The organism is Robertkochia sediminum, assembly GCF_016786255.1.
GTDB lineage: Bacteria > Bacteroidota > Bacteroidia > Flavobacteriales > Flavobacteriaceae > Robertkochia > Robertkochia sediminum.
In genome coordinates, this window is the sequence record NZ_JADMKT010000074.1 from 168,177 (window position 1) to 188,763 (window position 20,587).

Genomic DNA, 20,587 nt, shown 5'->3' on the forward strand with positions numbered 1-20,587 from the left:
ATTGTAACAAAAGCATCGGGCATTCGTCGAATTAACAGAACTAACCATATTCCTCTATTATTTTGAGCACCATACTAACTATTGATCATCTCACGAAAAAATTCGGTCATCTTACTGCAGTCAAAGACCTTTCGTTCTCCATAGAAAAAGGGAATGTTTACGGGATCCTTGGACCTAACGGAAGTGGAAAATCGACCACCCTGGGCATCGTTCTCAATGTGGTCAATAAAACTTCCGGGAACTTTCAGTGGTTCGACGGATCGGTATCTACCCATGAAGCCTTAAAGCGTGTCGGCGCCATTATTGAGCGCCCAAACTTTTATCCTTATATGACCGCAGAGCAAAACCTCAAGCTGGTTTGTAAGATCAAAGAAGTACCCGACACCAAGGTTCTGGAAAAACTCGAACTGGTAGGCTTACTGGATCGAAAAGACGATAAGTTTCGCACCTATTCCCTGGGGATGAAGCAGCGATTGGCTATTGCCTCTGCCCTGCTCAACGACCCGGAGATCCTCATACTCGACGAACCCACGAACGGTCTGGATCCGCAGGGGATCCACCAGATCAGGGAGATCATCAAGGAGATCGCCTCCAATGGAACGACCATACTCCTGGCCTCCCACCTGCTGGACGAGGTCGAAAAAGTATGCACCCATGTGGTCATACTCAGAAAAGGAGAAAAGCTCTACTCCGGTCGCGTCGATGAAATGATCGCCAGTCATGGGTATTTCCAGTTAAAAAGCAAGGAGCAGGAAAAACTGATCGACCTCCTGGAAGAGCATGAGAGTTTTGGACGTATTAACCGGGACAACGGACTCATCACGGCATTTTTGAATACGCCTATGGAGGCCGATGAGCTCAATGCCCTGGTTTTCGAAAAAGGCATCGTTCTCTCACACCTGGTGAAACGTAAAGAAAGCCTGGAAGAACAATTCCTTACCCTGACCAACAACCTTTCCAACTAACCATTCAATTCCTGAACATGTTACGACTATTACAAATAGAAGCCATAAAACTCTGGTACAACCGTTCCAGCCGGATCCTTATCCTGGCTTATTTTATCCTGCTGCTCTCCATTGCCATGATCGCAGCCATCAAATTCGATATCGGCCCCGTAGAATTCCATTTGGCAGACCAGGGGATCTTTAACTTCCCCTACATCTGGCATTTCAACACCTATGTAGCGGCCTGGTTCAAACTATTCCTGGCCATTATCATCGTATCGATGATGTCTAATGAATACAGCAACAAGACCATCAAACAAAACCTGATCGACGGCCTCAGCAAAAAGGAGTTCATTATGAGCAAATTCCTCACCGTGATCGCCTTCGCCCTGATCTCTACGGTCTTTGTTTTTGTGGTGTCTATGATCCTCGGACTTATCTTTTCAGATTACAACGAGCCCGGCATCATCTTTTCTGACCTCGAATACCTGATCGCTTTTTTTGTAAAGCTCATGGGCTTCTTTGCCTTTTGTCTGTTCCTGGGCATCCTGGTAAAACGCTCTGCATTTGCCTTGGGATTCCTGATACTCTGGCAGGCCTTTGAAGGCATTGCCTACGGTGTTATGCGATGGAAAGGAAGTGAAGCCCTGGCCGATGCGGTCTACCAGTTTTTGCCACTCAATGCGATGAGCAACCTTATCAAGGAACCCGCAACCCGCCTTGGAGCCGTAAAATCGGTCGCCAACCAACTCGGAGAAGAATTTTCTAAAGATTACGGCGTGCACATCCTGGAGATCCTGATCGTGCTCGCATGGACAGCCCTTTTTGTATATGCTTCCTACTGGCTGCTGAAGCGCAGAGATCTGTAATTCGTCCGACACATAAAACCTAAAAATGCCCTTAACAAAGGGCATTTTGTTTTTTATAACCCTTCGGACATTTAAATTGAGAGCAATGCTCATGCGATCACCCACACCTTGTGTATCCCCGGGAAGGCACCTTTCTCAGCAGGAACAGCTAGATTTTGAGCAGCAGCCACAAATGAAGCTGGATGTTTTGTTAGTTTTGTACTATGCGCTTTAAGATCCAGTCAGAATACAAACCCACAGGGGACCAGCCACAGGCTATTGCCGAACTTTCAAAAGGCATAGAAGATAAGGAACGACACCAGACCCTATTAGGAGTCACCGGGTCAGGAAAGACCTTTACCGTGGCCAATGTGGTCGAACAGGTACAGCGCCCCACCCTGGTACTGGCCCACAACAAGACCCTGGCCGCACAGCTCTATTCAGAGTTCAAACAGTTTTTCCCGGAAAATGCGGTGGAATACTTTGTCTCGTATTACGACTACTACCAGCCCGAAGCCTATATTCCGGTTACGGGAACTTATATCGAAAAGGACCTCTCTATAAACGAAGAGATCGAAAAGTTACGATTGAGCACTACCTCTTCCCTGCTTTCCGGCCGAAGGGATGTACTCGTGGTGGCATCGGTGTCCTGCCTCTACGGTATTGGTAACCCCATAGAATTTCAAAAGAACGTGATCTCCTTAGAGCGTGACCAGGTGATCTCCAGAACCAAACTTCTTCATCGCCTGGTGCAAAGCCTTTATTCCCGAACCACAGCAGAATTCAATCACGGGAATTTCAGGGTAAAAGGGGACGTGGTAGATATTTACCCCGGGTATGCAGATGACGCCTTTCGCATTCACTTTTTTGGGGATGAGATCGAGGAGATCGAGGCCTTTGACCCAAATACCAACAAGGTGGTTGAAAAGTACGACCGCCTGAACATCTATCCGGCGAATATGTTCGTAACCTCTCCCGATGTACTCCAAAACGCGATCAAAGAGATCCAGGACGACCTGGTAAAACAGATCGATTACTTCAAAGAGGTTGGCAAACCCCTTGAAGCAAAACGCCTGGAAGAGCGCACGAATTTCGACCTGGAAATGATCCGTGAACTGGGGTACTGTTCCGGGATCGAAAACTATTCCCGCTACCTGGACGGCAGATCCCCCGGTACCCGTCCGTTCTGCCTCCTGGATTATTTCCCGGACGACTATTTGATGGTCGTGGACGAGAGTCACGTAACCATTCCCCAGGTACACGCCATGTACGGGGGTGACCGAAGCCGAAAGGAGAATCTGGTGGACTACGGATTCAGACTCCCCGCAGCCATGGATAACCGTCCGCTGAAGTTCGAGGAGTTCGAAGCCCTCCAGAACCAGGTGATCTATGTAAGTGCTACTCCGGCAGATTATGAAATGGAACACAGTGGTGGTGTTTACGTAGAACAGGTGATCAGACCTACCGGCCTTTTGGACCCGGTGATCGAAGTACGCCCCAGCAAGCACCAGATAGACGACCTGATCGAAGAGATCCAACAGCGCGTGGAACTGGATGAACGAACCCTGGTAACCACCCTCACCAAAAGAATGGCCGAAGAACTCACCAAATACCTCACCCGGATCCAGGTGCGATGCCGCTACATACATTCGGACGTAGACACCCTGGAGCGCGTGGAGATCATGCAGGACCTGAGAAAGGGACTTTTCGATGTACTCATCGGGGTGAACCTGTTACGGGAAGGACTGGACCTGCCGGAGGTTTCCCTGGTAGCCATCCTGGATGCCGACAAAGAAGGATTCCTTAGAAGTACCCGCTCCCTCACGCAGACGGTGGGAAGGGCAGCTCGAAATGTGAACGGGAAGGCCATCATGTATGCCGATAAGATCACAGAGAGCATGCAGCGCACCATAGACGAAACAGAATACCGCAGGGAAAAGCAAATGAAATACAATGAAGAGCACGGTATTAAACCCCAGGCGCTGAAAAAGAACCTCGACAGTGCCCTGGCGAAAAACTCTATCGCCACCTACCAACAAGAAAAGGAGGCTGCCCGAAAAGCCGCAGAACCTGAGCAGGAATACATGACCAAAGAACAGCTGGAAAAGGTGGTAAGAGATAAACGAAAAGCCATGGAAAAAGCAGCAAAAGAGCTCGACTTTATGGAAGCAGCAAGACTAAGAGACGAGATCAAGATCCTCCAGGAAAAGATAGCCCAATAAAAAACGCCTCCACAAGGAGGCGTTTCTCTACTAACTAACTAATCAATAACATGTACGCTAACTCATCAAAGACTTCGATCTTTTATGTCTTTATCCGATCTCGATCATTCGCTTAGGCTTTGGCAGCGCCTCCTCCTTTTTAGGAATTCCGATCTTCAGGATCCCATCGGTATAGGTTGCACTGATCGCTTCACTATTAACCGTCTTAGGAAGATTAAAGGCACGCCTGAAGGCACTGTAATAGAACTCCCTTCTGCTGTAGTTCTTCGCTTTATCTACTTCTGAAGTCTCGGTCTTCTGCTCATTAGAGATCGTCAATACGTGGTTATCCACTTCAATATTGAAGTCTTCTTTCTTCATTCCAGGAGCAGCCAACTCCAGTTCGAATCCGGTCTCATTCTCTACAATGTTCACAGCCGGAACATTCGCATTCATACCTTCCAATCCGCCAAACCAATCAGGCTTGAAAAATTCATCTAACAAAGAAGGCAATGCATTCGGGTTTCTTCTTATAAGGTTCATAATATGTACTTTTTTAGGTTGAACTTCTGTTTCATTTCCAATTACACCTACCTAATGGCAAATTTGATTCCAACCCGAAAAAGCTGTCATTTCGACACAAAACAACCTTTCGTTACCGACATTTTGTCTGAACAAGAACGATCGAACCGATACCTACAGGCAAAACACGTAGAATTTTTCGTTAATTTTAAGGAGTAAACAGGATAAACCAACACCCATGAACCTTTATCTGGTATTTCGTTATCTACATATTCTTTTTTTATTCCTGATGGTAGGAAGTGTTGTTGCCCAACAATTCATGATCGCAAAGGAAATGTCGCGAAGGGAGCTGAACAGGATCGCTAAAGCCGACCTCTGGTATGGGGTCACGGCGATCATCGTGGTGGGTATGGGACTTACCTTGTGGTTCGGGGTGGGGAAGCCTGCTGATTATTACACTTACAACCACCTCTTCCTTTTAAAGACCGGACTATTCATCATGGTTGGCCTGTTGTCGGTATATCCCACGCTCTATTTTCGAAATACAAGAAAGTCGCTGAAAGAAAATGAAAAAGCACAGGTACCACGTATGGTGATCCTGGTGGTGCGATTAGAATTATTCCTGTTGCTTATCATCCCCTTGCTGGCCGTAATGATGGCCTCCGGTATGGGGGCAGTAAATTAATTGTAGAAGGTCTTGAAGATATTGATCATGACCTTGGGAGGCACGATCCTGTCCGGATAATCGTCCATCACAGACAACACCCGCTCCACCGCTATAGGATTGAGTCCCATGCGAAGGGTTGCATCTTTAAGGGCAATTTCTTCCTTCAGGCTATGAGAATGCCCAATATTCATTAAAAGAAGTAACCGCTGAAATTGGAGGATCCTTTCAGACTCTGTTCGTGGCGCTACAAAGCGAGGCCTTTTACGGGTGAATAACTCATTGAGATCCTGTTCGCGTACCTGCAAATGACGGGCTACCGTTCTTATGAACCGATACTCTTTTTCATTGACCGCATGATCTGATCGCACAAGATCGATCAGATCGCTAAGCAGACTCAATTTCTCTTCTTTACTTCTTTTCATATCCCCTGATTGTTTGAAAAAATTAGATATTTACTACATGGCAATAAAAAAATATCGACCAATGGATAATTTTTCTTACAGAATCATTCTTTTTGCATTCATATTCAGTGGATTACACGCACAAAACCCTCCTCCTGAGGTATTACAGCTAAGCATTTACGCTCCCCAACTTGCCACCGAAAAGAATATACGCGTTCTCCTACCCGAAAACTATCGTGAGTCAGGCAAACCGCATGCGGTGATCTATATGCACGATGCTCAAAATCTTTTTGATGCCTCCACAGCCTATGCGGGAGAATGGGAAGTAGACGAAACCCTTAAGCGACTTTCTTCAGACCATATCGTCGTAGGCATCGACCACGGGAACGAGAAGCGCATTGACGAATTAACCCCCTACACCAACGAAGCATACGGGGGAGGCCGGGGAGGTGCATATGCCAATTTCATTGTGAACACCCTTAAACCGGTGATCGACGAGCGATTCAACACCTACGGCAACCGTAAAAACACCTTGATAGCCGGGAGTTCTCTTGGCGGTTTGATCTCCCACTACATGCTCCTCACCTACCCGAAGACCTTTGGCGGGGCGATCCTGTTTTCCCCAAGCTACTGGTTTTCTGAAAAGATCTTCGACCTCACCAAAAACGCAAACACCACGGACCAACCGAAGATCTACCTGGCTACAGGGTCGCTGGAACCGGGCTCTACGGTACCCAACCATCAAAGGATGGTTTCCTTACTTCGAGAGCTGGGATACTCCACAGAAAACCTGAAGGCCGTGATCCGCGAGGGAGCGGAACACAACGAAGCATTCTGGAGATCAGAATTCCCGAAAGCCATGGAATGGCTCAATGACCACGAATAGAACCCCAGCACGCTCAAGACACAGACTCAAACACCGCCGAAAAGAGATATATGAACATGACCCTTAAGGTTCCCTGAAGAATTCGTTAACTTGCACAACAAATTAGCAATGCGCCGCTTTGGAGAAATAAGAAATGATCAAAACGATCAGGCATTGGTAAAAAAGCAGGAATTCCATGATCAGCAACAATGATATTTTAAAAAAGCTCAGAGTAGCTCACAAACTAAGGGACACTGATATTATCGAGATCCTCAAACTGGTAGACTTCAACATCTCAAAGGGCGAGATCAATAATTTTTTCCGAAAGGAAGACCATCCAAAATATGTGAAATGTGGCGACCAGGTATTGAGAAACTTCCTGAACGGCCTGATCATTCACCTGCGCGGGCCTATGGAGAAAAAACCAAAAACGGAAAGCAAACCACGCCCCTCACGCCCAAGGCGTCCACAATAAACTTAAAACTAACAAATAAAAAAACCCGGTAATAATTACTGGGCTCACCTAACAAACTATCTAACTTAAATTGCTGCTTTGATCCTTACAGGTACGATATACTCCTCTCCGCTTGCAAGTCCGTCGCAATTTATTTCCTTGTAATTTAACCGGCTCTTGATGTAAGCCTCCAGCATGTCGTTCTCTGCTTCCACCTCGATCACTACGATCTCGTTAGAGCGATTGACCATAAAATGTACCGTTGCAACCAGATCATGATGGGCGGCCTTAATTCCCGGTCTTCTTAACAGCTCAGTTAACTGAGAGACCACTTTGTCCTTACCGGGATCAAGTTCTGTAGTTGATGCATGCACCCCCTGAAATGAAAGGAACAGGGTGAAAACACTGATGAATTTGATGATTTTCATAATGATTCGTTTTTTGATTACGACACAAATCTAAAGCCTACACAAGCACACAAGCAACTGTAAAACAAAGCCTTAACCATCAAATAACACCCTTAACTTCGCGATAATAAAGAAGACCTCTGAGCCATCAAAAACGCGATACTTCAAAAAAGCGCACAAACCTGTATTTGCTGTGTTTACCTCCAAAACCCTCAGACCGAACAACAAATAGGACATTCCTACCAAAAACCTGTAAAACCTATTAAAAAGACAATAACTGCTTTTAATTTTTGAGGTCTGCACAAGCCTGAAGGTATTGTTCTAAGCATCTTAGAATGGGAGCCATCATCCCCAGGGGCTGGTCACCTTAAATTAACATACTACTGATCATAGCAATTACAATCGGGGACAAAAACAAAAAACCCGGCTATCGCCGGGTTTTATATTTCTGTGATCTTAGTGATCTATTTAAGCACTTCCTGTACCTTATCGGCAGCCTCCTGGAACTCGATAGCAGAGTGTACTGCAAGTCCGGAATTATCGATAAGTTCTTTAGCGATCTCTGCATTCGTACCCTGAAGTCTTACGATGATCGGCACCTTAATAGCATCTCCCATGTTCTTGTAGGCATCAACGATACCCTGAGCAACACGGTCACATCGAACAATACCTCCAAAGATATTTACAAGGATAGCCTGTACATTGTCGTCTTTAAGGATAATTCTGAACGCCTTTTCGACACGCTTGGCATCGGCAGTACCTCCCACATCGAGGAAGTTAGCAGGCTCACCCCCGGCCATTTTAATAAGGTCCATGGTAGCCATCGCCAATCCGGCTCCGTTCACCATACACCCAACATTACCGTCGAGGTTCACAAAGTTCAATCCGGCCTCTTTAGCCTCTACCTCGATAGGATCCTCTTCTCTGAGGTCTCTCATCTCGGCGTAATCCTTGTGACGGAACAGGGCGTTATCGTCAAGGGTTACCTTAGCATCAACAGCCATGATCTTATCGTCTGAAGTCTTTAACACAGGGTTGATCTCAAAAAGAGACGAATCTGATACTTCGTAAGCCTTATAAAGAGCGGTAACAAATTTCACCATTTCTTTAAAAGCCATTCCGCTCAATCCAAGATTAAAAGCGACTCTTCGCGCCTGGAACGGCATTAGTCCGATAGCTGGGTCAACCTCTTCGTGGTAGATAAGGTGAGGGGTCTTTTCGGCCACCTCTTCAATGTCCATCCCTCCTTCTGTGGAGTACATGATCATGTTGCGCCCTTTGCTTCTGTCGAGAAGTACGGACATATAGAATTCAGCAGGCTCGCTGTCTCCGGGATAGTAAACATCTTCAGCAACAAGTACCTGATGTACCTTTTTTCCCTCTGCAGAAGTCTGCGGAGTAACGAGGTTCATCCCAATGATGCTATCTGCAATGGTCTCAACCTCCTGTAGATTCTTGGCGAGCTTTACACCTCCGCCTTTTCCTCTACCTCCGGCATGCACCTGAGCCTTGATCACGTGCCAACCGGTTCCGGTTTCTGCGGTGAGTTGTTTGGCAGCGTCTACGGCTTCTCCTGCATTGTGAGCAACAATACCTCGCTGAACGCGGACACCGAAACTCGCTAATATTTCTTTTCCTTGATATTCGTGTAGATTCATAACGATTTCTTGTGGTTTTTAAGCGAAACAAATGTAAAAAACGCAACGTTATAAACCCAAATTAATTTCCCTTTTTGAAATTGCGAAAACTCCCGTGAATAGCAGGGTGAAAACGTTTGAACAAAAAATTAACAAAAGTCTTTGAGAAAGGAAGGATAAGATTACCCCTACTTTTGAAGTTTGAAATGGAGACAAGCGCGACAAATCGCACGAAAAAGACATCAGGACAACTTGAAATCCTTAAAATCTAAAGGATCATAATTCCGGAAATGTCCGTTCATCTGGATCATCTTCTTTGTGGCGTTCACCTGCCTGATAACAGGAATAATACGCTGAAGATGACGCTCCATATGATCGAGGCGGTCTGCTTCGGAAGTCATCTGCAGCAAAAGATACTCCTCCTTAAGGTTGAAGCCCACCTTATGAGCGTAGGTGAACGTATCGAAATCGGCTATTCCCGGGATCGTATTATCTACCCCGATCTCTTCATACAGGGTTTGCAACAATACGATAACCCGCTCTCTTTGCGTATCGAGACCATCCGGAACATTCTCCAGATACTCCAGCACCCCTCCGGCGTATCGCTTACCGGGAACAGGATTAACGAATTCGAGAAGCTTGAAAGCCCTGCCGGCACGACAAACGATATCGTAGCGGCCGGAAGGATATTCCCGGCTTACTTCCTCAATATACAACTCACTGCCGTATCCCAAACTCCCGTCTATTACCGTGGGAATACCAAAAGACTGCTTACCATCCCTGCAATCTTTTACCAACTCCCGATAGCGCTCTTCAAAAACATGCAGTGGGAGCTTTTCACCGGGAAAAACAACGATCTGTAAAGGAAATAGAGGAATCAGAGCACTCATAAACAAAAATTAAAATTCATCTGGATCGAACCATACAGACATACGCATGATCCGGACGGCAGAGGAGGCGCTAAACGAATAGCCACAGGTACCAAATATGAAAATCATCAGTATTACTTCCTTCGCACCTTCACTGTATACCTATCTTCCGGCAGGCAGGACTACATAACAGCATAACCATGAACCGTGTAACCAACTGTATACAAATCTACTAAAATTAAATGCCATCCCACCTTTTCCTCACCTTGTTATATTTATAACATTGTGTTTTATTTTTATAATTTCATTATTTTTTTTTCAAATCCTCGAAGAAGCATATTACTTTAGCCTTAAACAAAATAGTTTACCATGAACAATAGTGATCTGATCCGGATAGCTCAAGAGTACGGAAGTCCCGTTTACGTTTATGATGCTGAAAAGATAACTTCGCAATACAAACGACTCACCGACGCTTTTAGCGGAGTACCAAAATTACGTTTGAATTACGCTGCTAAAGCCCTCTCGAACATTTCCATTCTCAAGCTAATGAACAGCCTGGGCAGCGGCCTGGACACCGTTTCGGTTCAGGAGGTTCAGTTGGGACTAAGAGCAGGCTTCAAGCCTGAAGATATTATTTTCACCCCTAACGGAGTATCCCTTGAGGAGCTGGAACAGGTAGCAGCCATGGGCGTTCAGATCAATATTGACAACCTTTCTATCCTGGAGCAGTTTGGAAGCAAACACCCGGACATCCCCGTTTGTATTCGAATAAATCCGCACGTTATGGCTGGGGGAAATACGAACATATCGGTTGGCCACATCGACTCTAAATTTGGCATCAGTATTCATCAGATCCCGCATTTGCTGCGTATTGTAGAGAATACCGGAATGCACATTAACGGTATCCACATGCATACCGGAAGTGACATTCTCGACATCGAAGTATTTCTTTACGCCTCGGAGATCCTCTTCGAGAATGCCAGAAATTTCAAGGATCTCGAATTCATTGATTTCGGTAGCGGATTCAAAGTACCGTACAAGCCTGATGATATCGCCACCGACGTAGCCGAACTGGGCGCCAAACTCACCGCCCGTTTCAATGAATTTTGTGCAGAAACAGGAAAAGACCTTACCCTGGCCTTCGAGCCCGGAAAATTCCTCGTAAGTGAGGCCGGATATTTTATCACCAAGGTCAATGTCGTCAAGCAGACCACCTCAACGGTTTTTGCTCAGGTAGACTCCGGGTTCAATCATTTGATCCGTCCCATGTTCTACAATTCCTATCATCACATTTACAACCTGACCAACCCCGGCGGTAAAGAACGATTCTATTCTGTAGTGGGGTATATTTGTGAAACCGACACCTTTGCCAATAACCGCCGTATAGCCGCCATCAGCGAAGGCGATCTTTTATGCTTTAAAAATGCCGGAGCCTATTGCTTCTCCATGGCCAGTAATTACAACTCACGCTACAGGCCGGCCGAAGTATTATGGCTTAACGGACAGGCACACCTGATCAGAAAGAGAGAAACCTTTGACGACCTGCTTCACAACCAGGTGGAAGTATCGCTGGAGGTGCCCGAACAGGAAACTCCTGCCACCTGACACCCTGCAGCGCAACCGTCCAAACCGAAGTATGATGGCCCGATACGGGCCATTTTCTTTTTAGTATATTTGAACAAAATTCAGATCATGAGATTAACCTACATCATTACCGCCTTAACCCTTTTCTTAACCCTTCAGACCCAGGCCCAGGAGATCAACTGGATGAGCTGGGAAGAAGCCATCGCCAGTTCACAAGCCGACGCCAATCCGAAAAAGATATTTGTTGACGTTTACACCGACTGGTGTGGATGGTGCAAGAAAATGGATGCCAATACCTTTGCAAACCCGAAGGTAGCCGCCTATATGAACGAGAACTTCTACATGGTGAAGTTCGATGCCGAGGGTACTGCTCCGGTTGAATACAAAGGAAAGACCTTTCAGTTCCGCAAGCAGGGACGCAACGGGGTTCACGAACTGGCCTACGCACTTTTACAAGGTAAGCTAAGCTATCCGTCGGTCGTTTTTCTCAATGAAAAACAAGAACTCATCGCTCCCGTACCCGGATACAGAGAACCGAAAGAATTTCTCGAGATCGCAAGGTTTTTTGGAGACGATATCTTCACCCACACCAAATGGGCCGATTACCAGACTAAGAACAGTAACAAATAACCAATACCACATTAACCAACCCACCAAAAAATGATCAAACCACCGGTAAGAGCAATTGCCTTGCTCATTGCTTTTGGGCTAACCTCCTGTGCGCAACCACAGGACGAACCAGCCCTGAAAACTGCCCTTGCATCAAAAGACCCGGCCATAACCAAGGTCATGGGATCCCCGGAGCAATACGAGGTGCAGATCATGTATTCTGCTATAGAACGAAAGGGCGATTCGGTAGTGTTTTCCGACGAATCTTTCCAACTGGACCCGGACACTTATTTTTATCCGGCGAGTACTGTGAAATTCCCGATCGCATTTCTCGCACTGGAAAAGATCGGTAATATGGACAACCTCACAAGCACCTCCCGATTTTTTGTTGAAGGCGATTCTTTGGAGACCACGATTCGCGATGAGGTGAATAAGATCTTCGCCGTTAGTGACAACGACGCCTATAACCGCTTGTTCGAGTTTTTGGGGACAGACCATATCAATGCACGATTAGGAGAAATGAACGCAGGCCCGTTACGCATTGCACACCGCCTTTCGGTAGAAGATGCCGACGATCCAAAAACACGCCCGCTTATTTTCTACCTCAACGATACCACCCTGACGGAATTGCCGGGCAGCATCAACCGACCTGTTTCCTCAATAGCATTAGAGAAATTACTGAAGGGAAAAGGATATTATGACGGGGACAGCCTGATGGAGCAACCCATGGATTTCTCCAAAAAGAACTACCTGCCGGTTGAAAGTCTTCACAACCTCATGAAGCGGGTGATCTTTCCCGGGAACTTCCCGGAAAGAGAAACTTTCAACCTGGATGCAGACGACCGAAAATTCGCCCTGGAGCGCATGGCAGCACTCCCTTACACCAGCGGATACGACCGAAGCGAATACTACGACAGTTACGTAAAATTCTTCATGTACGGTGACCGCAAAGAGCCTATGCCGGAACATATCAGGATCTACAACAAGGTGGGATACGCCTATGGCTACCTTACCGATTGTGCCTACATCAAAGACACGAAGAACAATGTGGAGTTCCTGCTTACTGCAACCATACACGTCAATGAAGACGGCATTTACAATGACAACGTCTACGAATACGACGAAACAGGCATTCCCTTTCTCGCCGCATTAGGGCGCAGCATCTACGATCACGAATTACAACATCAATAATAGAAAAACAGGGCTCCGGCCCTGTTTTTTTTTAGCATTTCCAATAGGCCAACACCTCCTCCTTACCCTTTACCCTACTCACTCCCCTGAAATTAAACGGTCTTTTCTCACAAAGAATTTAATTATCTTAGGTACCGCAATTATCAACCCTTAAACATCAGATATGAGAGCTTTCCTTATTGCCATACTCTTATTACTTGTTTTGCCCGCACGGGCACAGGAGAAGATCGAAGACCCGAAAAAATGGACCCCGGAAGACGTGATCTTTACCGAATACATGACCAATGTAAAATTCTCTAATGACGGCACCAAGATCGTATGGAGCAAAAGAAGACCACTCAAGGATCCCGAAAAGGATAAATTTGTAAGTGACCTTTACCTGACCTACCTGGATAAGGAGCAGGATGGCAAACCGGTAACCGTCCAACTCACCAACACCGATGAGAACGACTATGGTGCGGTGTTTTCTGATGATGACAGGTCGCTGTACTTTCTCTCATCAAGAGACGAGGGAAAGGTACTTTGGAAGCTCGACCTCCTTGGTGGAGAACCAAAGAAGGTGCACACCTTTGACAATGGGATCTCTGATATCCAATGGAAAGACTCAAAAACCCTGCTTTTTGTTTCCAACGACGGTAAAACGCTAACCGAACTGGAAGAAGAAAAGAAAAAAGACAATGTGATCGTTGTTGAAGACACCCTTCGCTGGAAACCTCAACGCCTATACAGCTTTGACCTGGAAGAAAAGAACACTAACCGCCTGACCAACAATACTAAGCCGTTGACCTCTTATACGGTTTCGCATAATGGCCAATGGGTAGTTTACACCATGGCGGAAGGTATAAGCTTTGCCTCTGATGCGCGTCAGGATCCGTCCTACTTCCTCCTTGACCTTAGCAATGGCAAACAACAACAGATACTGGAACCTTTAGAATTCCCCTCGGGATCATTCTCCTTCACCCCCGACGACAAGGGATTCTATTTCACCTCTTCTATGGCCAGTGATCCTGAATGGAACGGAGCCGGGATCGAAGAACTCTATTATTTCGACCTTGCCACTACTTCTTACACCAAAGTTGACCTCAACTGGGAAAACGGATTAGGGAGAGGATTTGAGGTCGTAGACGGCGGTGTCATCGCTGCCCTGGCCAACAGAGCGACGTTTAGACTCACCTATTACGAAAAACAAGGGGACAACTGGAAACAAAAAAAGATCGATCTGGAAGAAAAGAATGACCATGCAGATCTCCTTGCTGTGAACAAGGCAGGAAACCGGGTGATCTACAGCCACTCTACAGCCTCCCAACTTCCTCGTTTTTTTGCAGCAGACGTCAAGTCCGGAAAGTTCAAAAATGACAAAGAGGTCATCGCCCTGAACAAGAATTTAAGCTCCAAACCACTCACCAAAAGCGAGGTGATCACATGGAAAGGATATAACGATGTTGAAGTTACCGGAATCCTTTACTACCCGGCGAATTACGAATCCGGAAAAAAATATCCGCTAGTGCTATCGATCCACGGAGGACCTTCATCCCAGGACACCGACAGATGGAGTGAACGCTGGAGCACCTACCCCAATATCCTGGCACAGCGAGGAGCCTTTGTCCTCAAACCGAACTACCAGGGATCTTCAAATCACGGACTGGAATACGTAGAAGCCATTAAGGGAAATTACTACGAACCGGAAATGGAAGACATCATCAAAGGGATCGGCTTCCTCAATGAAAAAGGCATGATCAATATGGACAAGCTGGGAACCATGGGCTGGTCTAACGGAGCCATTCTCACCACCATGCTTACGGTACGGTATCCGGAGATGTTCAAATTTGCCGCTGCCGGGGCCGGTGATGTGAACTGGACCTCAGATTACGGCACCTGTCGCTTTGGGGTAAGCTTTGATCAAAGCTATTTTGGAGGCGCCCCATGGGACAATAGTGAAGGCAAGACCTATAATGAGAATTACATCCTTAAATCACCCCTCTTCGAACTGGAAAAAGTAAGAACGCCTACCATTATTTTTCACGGGAGCGAAGACCGGGCCGTCCCCAGAGACCAGGGATGGGAGTACTACAGAGCCCTTCAGCAGATAGGGGAAGCTCCGGTTCGCTTTTTATGGTTCCCCGGACAACGCCACGGCCTGGCTAAGATCACCCACCAATTGCGCAAAATGAAAGAAGAGCTGGCCTGGATAGACACCTACCTGTTCGAAAAGGCCCCGGAAACCATGGACCCGGTAAAAGAAGACAGTCCGTTGGCATTACTCATGGCCAAAGGATCGCTCAAAAAACACAACGGACTCTGGGGCGACCTGAAGAACGATACCCTGATCCCTGAGGTGACCAACGTTAAGAACGACAGCATCGCTATCGGGGTATTCGAAGTGACCAACGCCCAGTTCGCCGCCTGGAAAAAGGACCACCGATACGATGAGGATAAAGGAAATTATCCGGTTACCTGCTCTCTCGAAGAAGCAAAGAATTACCTCTCCTGGCTGTCTGAACTAACCGGAGAAACCTACCGCCTTCCTAATACGGAAGAAGCCAAGGCCCTCAGAAAAAAGGCCATGAAATCCGCTGGAAGTGAAAATACACTGAGTCAGTGGGCCGGATACGCCCTAACCCCTGAAGATGCAGCGAAGCTCATAAGTAAGGTGAACAAGGCAGAACTCGAACTCACCAAACCCGTAGGACAATACAAGGCAACGAGCGTAGGCAATGCACTGATCTATGACCTTGGAGGTAATGTTTCAGAATATGCTGCAGATGGAAAGTCCATAGGATTTAGCGCTTACGAAAACGCAGATCAAATGGCACAGCAAAAGTGGAAGAGCAAAACCAGCGGATTCAGGGTTATTAAAGAATGATCTATTCACCTTATATCATATACCAAAAAGGGGAGGCCATTAGCCTTCCCTTTTTTTTAGCCTGATTAAACTAAAAACGCAACAATCATGCAACTTGCTGATTTTTAACATTTTATTTGTACTTTTAATATCCCTCGACTGATCTCCTATTGCAATTTTATAACCAATCTAAAATTACAACCAATGAGATCACTAAGTTGTTTACTCGCTGCCCTGTTCACCGTACTGTTCTTTACAAATGCAACAGCCCAGGAGGCTGAGAAGTATGAGAATCCCGAATGGTACAGTTTTGTTTATGTAGACTATCACCCGGGAATGATGGGAGAAGCCCGAAACATTATTGACAATTACTTCAAAAAGGCGTCTGCCCAGGCTGGTACACCGATCCCGGTGATGGAAATTTCCCTTGCTGCCGGAGAATACGATATGCTTATTGTATGGAAAATGGAAGACGGTGTGGAAGGCATGAACTGGAAGACCAGTCCGAGTCAGGTGAAATGGAGAGCAGCCATGAATGAGTTAGCCGGAGGCGAAGATCAGGCTAAGGAGATCATGGAAAACTACCGCAAATGCATACGTTCTTCTTCTTCCAATATGGGAAGGAAACTGTAACTTCAGGTCAAAGTGTAAAACAAAAAAGGACGTCCCCGTGACGTCCTTTTCATTTTAAAATCTTTTGGCCACCCCGGCCGTGAGGTTCCAGATATCATAGGCATCGATCCGGGCATCGTAATTGATACCGGTCACCAATTCCCAACTGGGGTCTTTTAGATGGAAGCCGGCTTCAACACCGATCCGGATCATGGCAAAATTTTCTCCCGGGGCAAATTCCCCGCCAAAACCGGCACTGGCAATAAGGAACGGGAACACCCTATAACCAACAACGGCTACCGAAGCAATAGGATACTCTCGCTCAAGAAACTCCTCTTCTAATCCCACATTAAAATAGCGTTCGATCACAAAGGTTTCAAGGAGAATATCGTTGTGAAGTCCCACCGACCATTTGTGGTTAAAATGATAATTATAGTCTACGGCAAAAGAAGCCACAGTAATCCATTCCGGATCCCCTTCTGTATTCCGCCCCTCATCAATATGGCTATGCCCCAGCATGACCGCTATCGAATGCTTAAATTCCTTATGCTCGCTATGGGCTTCCCCGTGATCTGTTGCGTGATGTTCATTTTCGTGTTGGGCAAAGGCTCCTGTAGAAAAAAGACTAAGTACCAGGATCAATACATACTTCATGATTGTACATTGTTTTATTATTCGTAGCAAAAAAAGATTTCACAATGTTCACTACAGGCAAGATCGGGAGCTCATGAGTGCTGCACATTGTAAAGATACGGCAAGATAGAGGCCATAAAAACTATTATTTATGAAGGATATCATTTAATTTTAAAGGAAAATTAATGTATGCGACCCTTTCTAACGACCATTCTTTTCACCCTTTGGACCGCTTTAAGCTTTGCACAAAACGCTACAATAACCTACAACCATCAAGCTATTTTAGTTAGCGATATGAAGCGATCTGTGCTTTTTTACCAGGAGATCCTGGGACTTAAAGAGATAGAAGACAAAACAGAACAACCACACATCCGATGGTTTTCCATGGGAGGGGATAAACAACTTCACATCATAGAAGAAAAAGTGCCCGTTAACATTCCGCCCAAGGGTACCCATATGGCTTTTACCTCAAAAGACCTTGACACCACCATCGAACACCTTCGTTCACAAAAGATCTATTTTGAAAACTGGCAGGGAACTCCTGACACAACAAATCCCCGTCCTGACGGCGTAAGACAGATCTACCTGCAAGACCCCGATGGCTATTGGATAGAGATCAACGGACAATGACTGCAACCATTAAAGACCTTAACATAGAGATCCCCTCCAAAGCCTGATACACTCTGAGGCGAGACACCTGCAAGCGAAAGACCTTCAGATGCCCATGACAGGATGAACAAAGAGAAGTTTATAACCGCGGAAACGAGGTGGCCGTATTCATGCACAACAGAGAGTTTGGAAAGATCATGATGGTAAGACAAGCGTCAAAGACGTCAAGACCCTGTTACTTTTGCAATACGACATGCTTCAGGGATGGATCTGAAAGGCCGCTACTTCTTTTTGCGCATGTACAAAATCGGCAATGAACTCCTCGACGATAGCAGCTGCCGGTTTGATCTCATGAATAAGTCCTGAGACCTGGCCGATCTCCAGTTCTCCCTCCTCAAGATCCCCTTCGAACATCCCTTTTTTGGCTCGCGCCCTTCCCAGTAAAGCTTTAAGATCATCTTTAGTTGCTCCTTTTTGATAAAGGGCCTGAACATCATCAAAGAATTTGTTTTTAAGCAAACGTACCGGAGCCAGTTCCTTTAGCGTTAATTGGGTCTCCCCTTCACCGGCATCGACCACCATTTGTTTAAAGGCTTCATGAGATGAAGCCTCTTCGCTCGCAACAAAGCGACTTCCCACCTGCACACCATCGGCACCAAGCACCATAGCAGCAAGCATCCCTCGTCCGGTAGCAATACCTCCTGCAGCGATCAAAGGGATCTCCAACCGCTCTCTGACCATGGGAATAAGTGCAAAGGTGGTAGTCTCTTCCCTGCCGTTATGTCCGCCGGCCTCAAAACCTTCTGCAACCACGGCATCAACACCGGCTTCCTGCGCCTTTAGAGCAAACTTCACGCTACTTACTACATGCACCACGGTAATTCCATGAGACTTCAGGAAAGGAGTCCAGGTTTTGGGATTTCCCGCAGAGGTAAAGACGATCTTCACACCTTCGGTCACAATGATATCCATGATCTTGTCGATATCCGGATACAGCATGGGCACGTTCACACCGAACGGATTATCGGTTGCCGCCTGGCATTTGCGAATATGCTCTCTAAGCACTTCCGGATACATGGATCCGGCACCAATAATACCCAAAGCCCCCGCATTGGATGCAGCAGCAGCAAGGCGCCATCCCGAGGCCCAGATCATTCCGGCCTGAACAAGAGGATATTTGACATTAAAGAGGGTGGTAATTCGGTTGTTCATGGTTGGTGGGTTAGTGGTTTGAATAATTTATGCGATAACTCCGGAGCCTATCAATTCGTCGTCCTGATAAAAAGCAGCGAACTGCCCTTCGGTGATCGCACTTTGCGGATCTTCGAACTCGACATATAGCCCGGAATCAACCTTGTGCAACCAGGCTTTCTGTAATGGCTGACGATAGCGAATACGCACCTTCAATCCGGCAGATTCACCCGGCGCGAGTTTCAGATCTTCACGAACCCAATGCACCTCATCTTCAGCAATAAACAGCGCCTTCCTGAAAAGTCCGGGATGCGCCTTACCTTGTCCGGTATAGATCACATTCTCCTGCACATCGGTCCCGATCACAAAGAGCGGCTCTACCGTACCCCCTACTCCAAGACCTTTACGCTGACCAATGGTGAAATAATGCGCCCCCTGATGCTTGCCTACAACCTTCCCGTCTTTCGGACTGTATTGTATCTTTTCGGCATGCCAGGACAACTCATCCTCCTTACCTTCAAAGGCACGAACCTGTTTCTTTAAAGCGATCGCTTCAGGACTAACCTCGACGATAACCCCTTCCTTCGGACTTAGCTTCTGCTGTAAGAATTCAGGCAGCCTGACCTTTCCGATAAAACACAATCCCTGGGAATCCTTTTTATCTGCAGTGATCAACTCGTTGGCAGCAGCTATAGCCCTAACTTCAGGTTTGGTTAATTCCCCGACGGGAAAAAGCGCCTTTGACAGTTGCTCCTGAGATAGCTGACACAAAAAATAAGATTGATCTTTATTTCCATCGACACCGGCAAGAAGGCGATGTACCTCCTTTCCGTCCTTCCCGAAAGTATCTTTTCTACAGTAATGTCCCGTAGCTACATAATCGGCACCCAGGTCCAGAGCGATCTTCATGAATACATCGAACTTGATCTCCCGATTACAAAGCACATCAGGATTGGGAGTTCTCCCCCGCTCATATTCATTAAACATATAGTCTACGATACGTTCCTTGTATTGTTCACTAAGGTCAACCGTCTGAAAGGGAATACCCAATTTTTCTGCAACGATCATGGCATCGTTGCTATCTTCCAGCCATGGGCATTCATTGGAAATGGTCACCGAATCGTCATGCCAGTTCTTCATGAACAGACCAATAACCTCATACCCCTGTTCTTTTAAAAGATAGGCAGCAACACTGGAGTCTACACCTCCTGATAACCCAACAACTACACGTTTCATGCATTTCATTATTTAAAGATCATCCCCGAAAAGGAACTTCACGCGGCAAAATTACAAAATTAAGGCGAAGCCTTTAGTCGCCCCATATCTGATGAACTTACAGTAAGGATCAAGAGACCTTAATAATTAAACAACACTCTCTGATTTGTTTACCAATAAGAACCTAAACTATAAACTTAAACATCCTTATCCTACACGGTATATAAAATACTCTTTATCAGTTAACTAAAATATTATTAACCTCTGACACAGTAATTAACTTGTT

The 20,587-nt window shown here is 46.2% G+C and carries 20 protein-coding genes; 12 read left to right on the forward strand and 8 right to left on the reverse strand.

Annotated elements, in window-relative coordinates; genetic code table 11:
• Positions 1-62 precede the first annotated feature (62 nt).
• From IS446_RS07660 to uvrB, 3 genes are all read left to right on the forward strand, one after another.
• Positions 63-965, forward strand: coding sequence for an ABC transporter ATP-binding protein (locus IS446_RS07660; protein ID WP_203059468.1), 903 nt, complete (start codon positions 63-65; stop codon positions 963-965).
• Positions 966-982: 17 nt separating this feature from the next.
• Positions 983-1,813, forward strand: a complete 831-nt coding sequence (locus IS446_RS07665; protein WP_203059469.1) for an ABC transporter permease — start codon at positions 983-985, stop codon at positions 1,811-1,813.
• Between the two features lie 203 nt (positions 1,814-2,016).
• Complete coding sequence (gene uvrB, locus IS446_RS07670; RefSeq protein ID WP_203059470.1) at positions 2,017-4,014, forward strand: excinuclease ABC subunit UvrB; 1,998 nt, start codon at positions 2,017-2,019, stop codon at positions 4,012-4,014.
• Positions 4,015-4,104: 90 nt separating this feature from the next.
• Here uvrB and IS446_RS07675 read toward each other — a convergent pair whose 3' ends face one another.
• Entirely contained in the window at positions 4,105-4,536 is a 432-nt protein-coding gene (locus IS446_RS07675) for an Hsp20/alpha crystallin family protein (protein WP_203059471.1), read from the reverse strand.
• Between the two features lie 217 nt (positions 4,537-4,753).
• Here IS446_RS07675 and IS446_RS07680 point away from each other — a divergent pair, with 217 nt between their 5' ends.
• Positions 4,754-5,200, forward strand: coding sequence for a DUF2214 family protein (locus tag IS446_RS07680; protein ID WP_203059472.1), 447 nt, complete (start codon positions 4,754-4,756; stop codon positions 5,198-5,200).
• Here the strand turns inward: IS446_RS07680 and IS446_RS07685 are convergent.
• Positions 5,197-5,634 (reverse strand): TerB family tellurite resistance protein, encoded by a 438-nt coding sequence (locus IS446_RS07685; protein WP_317192189.1) that lies wholly within the window; start codon positions 5,632-5,634, stop codon positions 5,197-5,199. The two genes, IS446_RS07680 and IS446_RS07685, sit on opposite strands and share 4 nt — an antisense overlap.
• Positions 5,635-5,665: 31 nt before the next feature.
• Between IS446_RS07685 and IS446_RS07690 the strand changes: the two genes are divergently transcribed.
• Complete coding sequence (locus IS446_RS07690; protein WP_203059475.1) at positions 5,666-6,469, forward strand: alpha/beta hydrolase; 804 nt, start codon at positions 5,666-5,668, stop codon at positions 6,467-6,469.
• Between the two features lie 175 nt (positions 6,470-6,644).
• The gene (locus IS446_RS07695) at positions 6,645-6,923 is read left to right on the forward strand and encodes a DUF1456 family protein (RefSeq protein ID WP_203059477.1); all 279 of its coding nucleotides are present in this window, start codon (positions 6,645-6,647) and stop codon (positions 6,921-6,923) included.
• 65 nt (positions 6,924-6,988) lie between these two features.
• Here the strand turns inward: IS446_RS07695 and IS446_RS07700 are convergent, their stop codons facing one another.
• The 3 genes from IS446_RS07700 to IS446_RS07710 form a co-directional block, all read right to left on the reverse strand.
• Positions 6,989-7,330 (reverse strand): hypothetical protein, encoded by a 342-nt coding sequence (locus IS446_RS07700; protein ID WP_203059479.1) that lies wholly within the window; start codon positions 7,328-7,330, stop codon positions 6,989-6,991.
• A 443-nt stretch (positions 7,331-7,773) separates the two neighbouring features.
• A complete protein-coding gene (gene sucC / locus IS446_RS07705) occupies positions 7,774-8,967 on the reverse strand; it encodes an ADP-forming succinate--CoA ligase subunit beta (RefSeq protein ID WP_203059480.1) in 1,194 nt (397 codons plus the stop codon).
• Between the two features lie 221 nt (positions 8,968-9,188).
• Positions 9,189-9,836, reverse strand: coding sequence for an LON peptidase substrate-binding domain-containing protein (locus tag IS446_RS07710; RefSeq protein ID WP_203059481.1), 648 nt, complete (start codon positions 9,834-9,836; stop codon positions 9,189-9,191).
• 348 nt (positions 9,837-10,184) lie between these two features.
• Here IS446_RS07710 and lysA point away from each other — a divergent pair, with 348 nt between their 5' ends.
• From lysA to IS446_RS07735, 5 genes are all read left to right on the forward strand, one after another.
• A complete protein-coding gene (gene lysA, locus IS446_RS07715) occupies positions 10,185-11,420 on the forward strand; it encodes a diaminopimelate decarboxylase (RefSeq protein ID WP_203059482.1) in 1,236 nt (411 codons plus the stop codon).
• A gap of 87 nt (positions 11,421-11,507) precedes the next feature.
• On the forward strand, positions 11,508-12,029 hold the full coding sequence (locus IS446_RS07720; protein WP_203059483.1) for a thioredoxin family protein: 522 nt from the start codon (positions 11,508-11,510) through the stop codon (positions 12,027-12,029).
• Between the two features lie 30 nt (positions 12,030-12,059).
• On the forward strand, positions 12,060-13,199 hold the full coding sequence (locus IS446_RS07725) for a serine hydrolase (RefSeq protein WP_203059484.1): 1,140 nt from the start codon (positions 12,060-12,062) through the stop codon (positions 13,197-13,199).
• A 163-nt stretch (positions 13,200-13,362) separates the two neighbouring features.
• Positions 13,363-16,062 carry a S9 family peptidase gene (locus IS446_RS07730; RefSeq protein ID WP_203059485.1) on the forward strand — a complete coding sequence of 900 codons (2,700 nt, stop codon included), beginning with the start codon at positions 13,363-13,365 and terminating at the stop codon, positions 16,060-16,062.
• Between the two features lie 183 nt (positions 16,063-16,245).
• Positions 16,246-16,674 carry a hypothetical protein gene (locus IS446_RS07735; protein ID WP_203059487.1) on the forward strand — a complete coding sequence of 143 codons (429 nt, stop codon included), beginning with the start codon at positions 16,246-16,248 and terminating at the stop codon, positions 16,672-16,674.
• 54 nt (positions 16,675-16,728) lie between these two features.
• On the opposite strand, the gene IS446_RS07740 is transcribed toward IS446_RS07735, so the two are convergent.
• On the reverse strand, positions 16,729-17,307 hold the full coding sequence (locus IS446_RS07740) for a hypothetical protein (protein ID WP_203059488.1): 579 nt from the start codon (positions 17,305-17,307) through the stop codon (positions 16,729-16,731).
• A 168-nt stretch (positions 17,308-17,475) separates the two neighbouring features.
• Here IS446_RS07740 and IS446_RS07745 point away from each other — a divergent pair, with 168 nt between their 5' ends.
• A complete protein-coding gene (locus tag IS446_RS07745) occupies positions 17,476-17,916 on the forward strand; it encodes a VOC family protein (protein WP_203059489.1) in 441 nt (146 codons plus the stop codon).
• A gap of 237 nt (positions 17,917-18,153) precedes the next feature.
• Here IS446_RS07745 and IS446_RS07750 read toward each other — a convergent pair whose 3' ends face one another.
• Positions 18,154-19,107 (reverse strand): NAD(P)H-dependent flavin oxidoreductase, encoded by a 954-nt coding sequence (locus IS446_RS07750; RefSeq protein WP_203059490.1) that lies wholly within the window; start codon positions 19,105-19,107, stop codon positions 18,154-18,156.
• A 27-nt stretch (positions 19,108-19,134) separates the two neighbouring features.
• Entirely contained in the window at positions 19,135-20,322 is a 1,188-nt protein-coding gene (gene mnmA, locus IS446_RS07755; RefSeq protein WP_203059491.1) for a tRNA 2-thiouridine(34) synthase MnmA, read from the reverse strand.
• Positions 20,323-20,587 lie beyond the last annotated feature (265 nt).

Coding starts and splice junctions, on each gene's coding strand:
- IS446_RS07665 (WP_203059469.1), top strand. CDS start 983: ATGTTACGACTATTACAAATAGAAGCCATAAAACTCTGGTACAACCGT.
- uvrB (WP_203059470.1), top strand. CDS start 2,017: ATGCGCTTTAAGATCCAGTCAGAATACAAACCCACAGGGGACCAGCCA.
- IS446_RS07675 (WP_203059471.1), bottom strand. CDS start 4,536: ATGAACCTTATAAGAAGAAACCCGAATGCATTGCCTTCTTTGTTAGAT.
- IS446_RS07680 (WP_203059472.1), top strand. CDS start 4,754: ATGAACCTTTATCTGGTATTTCGTTATCTACATATTCTTTTTTTATTC.
- IS446_RS07690 (WP_203059475.1), top strand. CDS start 5,666: ATGGATAATTTTTCTTACAGAATCATTCTTTTTGCATTCATATTCAGT.
- IS446_RS07695 (WP_203059477.1), top strand. CDS start 6,645: ATGATCAGCAACAATGATATTTTAAAAAAGCTCAGAGTAGCTCACAAA.
- IS446_RS07700 (WP_203059479.1), bottom strand. CDS start 7,330: ATGAAAATCATCAAATTCATCAGTGTTTTCACCCTGTTCCTTTCATTT.
- sucC (WP_203059480.1), bottom strand. CDS start 8,967: ATGAATCTACACGAATATCAAGGAAAAGAAATATTAGCGAGTTTCGGT.
- IS446_RS07710 (WP_203059481.1), bottom strand. CDS start 9,836: ATGAGTGCTCTGATTCCTCTATTTCCTTTACAGATCGTTGTTTTTCCC.
- lysA (WP_203059482.1), top strand. CDS start 10,185: ATGAACAATAGTGATCTGATCCGGATAGCTCAAGAGTACGGAAGTCCC.
- IS446_RS07720 (WP_203059483.1), top strand. CDS start 11,508: ATGAGATTAACCTACATCATTACCGCCTTAACCCTTTTCTTAACCCTT.
- IS446_RS07725 (WP_203059484.1), top strand. CDS start 12,060: ATGATCAAACCACCGGTAAGAGCAATTGCCTTGCTCATTGCTTTTGGG.
- IS446_RS07730 (WP_203059485.1), top strand. CDS start 13,363: ATGAGAGCTTTCCTTATTGCCATACTCTTATTACTTGTTTTGCCCGCA.
- IS446_RS07735 (WP_203059487.1), top strand. CDS start 16,246: ATGAGATCACTAAGTTGTTTACTCGCTGCCCTGTTCACCGTACTGTTC.
- IS446_RS07740 (WP_203059488.1), bottom strand. CDS start 17,307: ATGAAGTATGTATTGATCCTGGTACTTAGTCTTTTTTCTACAGGAGCC.
- IS446_RS07745 (WP_203059489.1), top strand. CDS start 17,476: ATGCGACCCTTTCTAACGACCATTCTTTTCACCCTTTGGACCGCTTTA.
- IS446_RS07750 (WP_203059490.1), bottom strand. CDS start 19,107: ATGAACAACCGAATTACCACCCTCTTTAATGTCAAATATCCTCTTGTT.
- mnmA (WP_203059491.1), bottom strand. CDS start 20,322: ATGAAACGTGTAGTTGTTGGGTTATCAGGAGGTGTAGACTCCAGTGTT.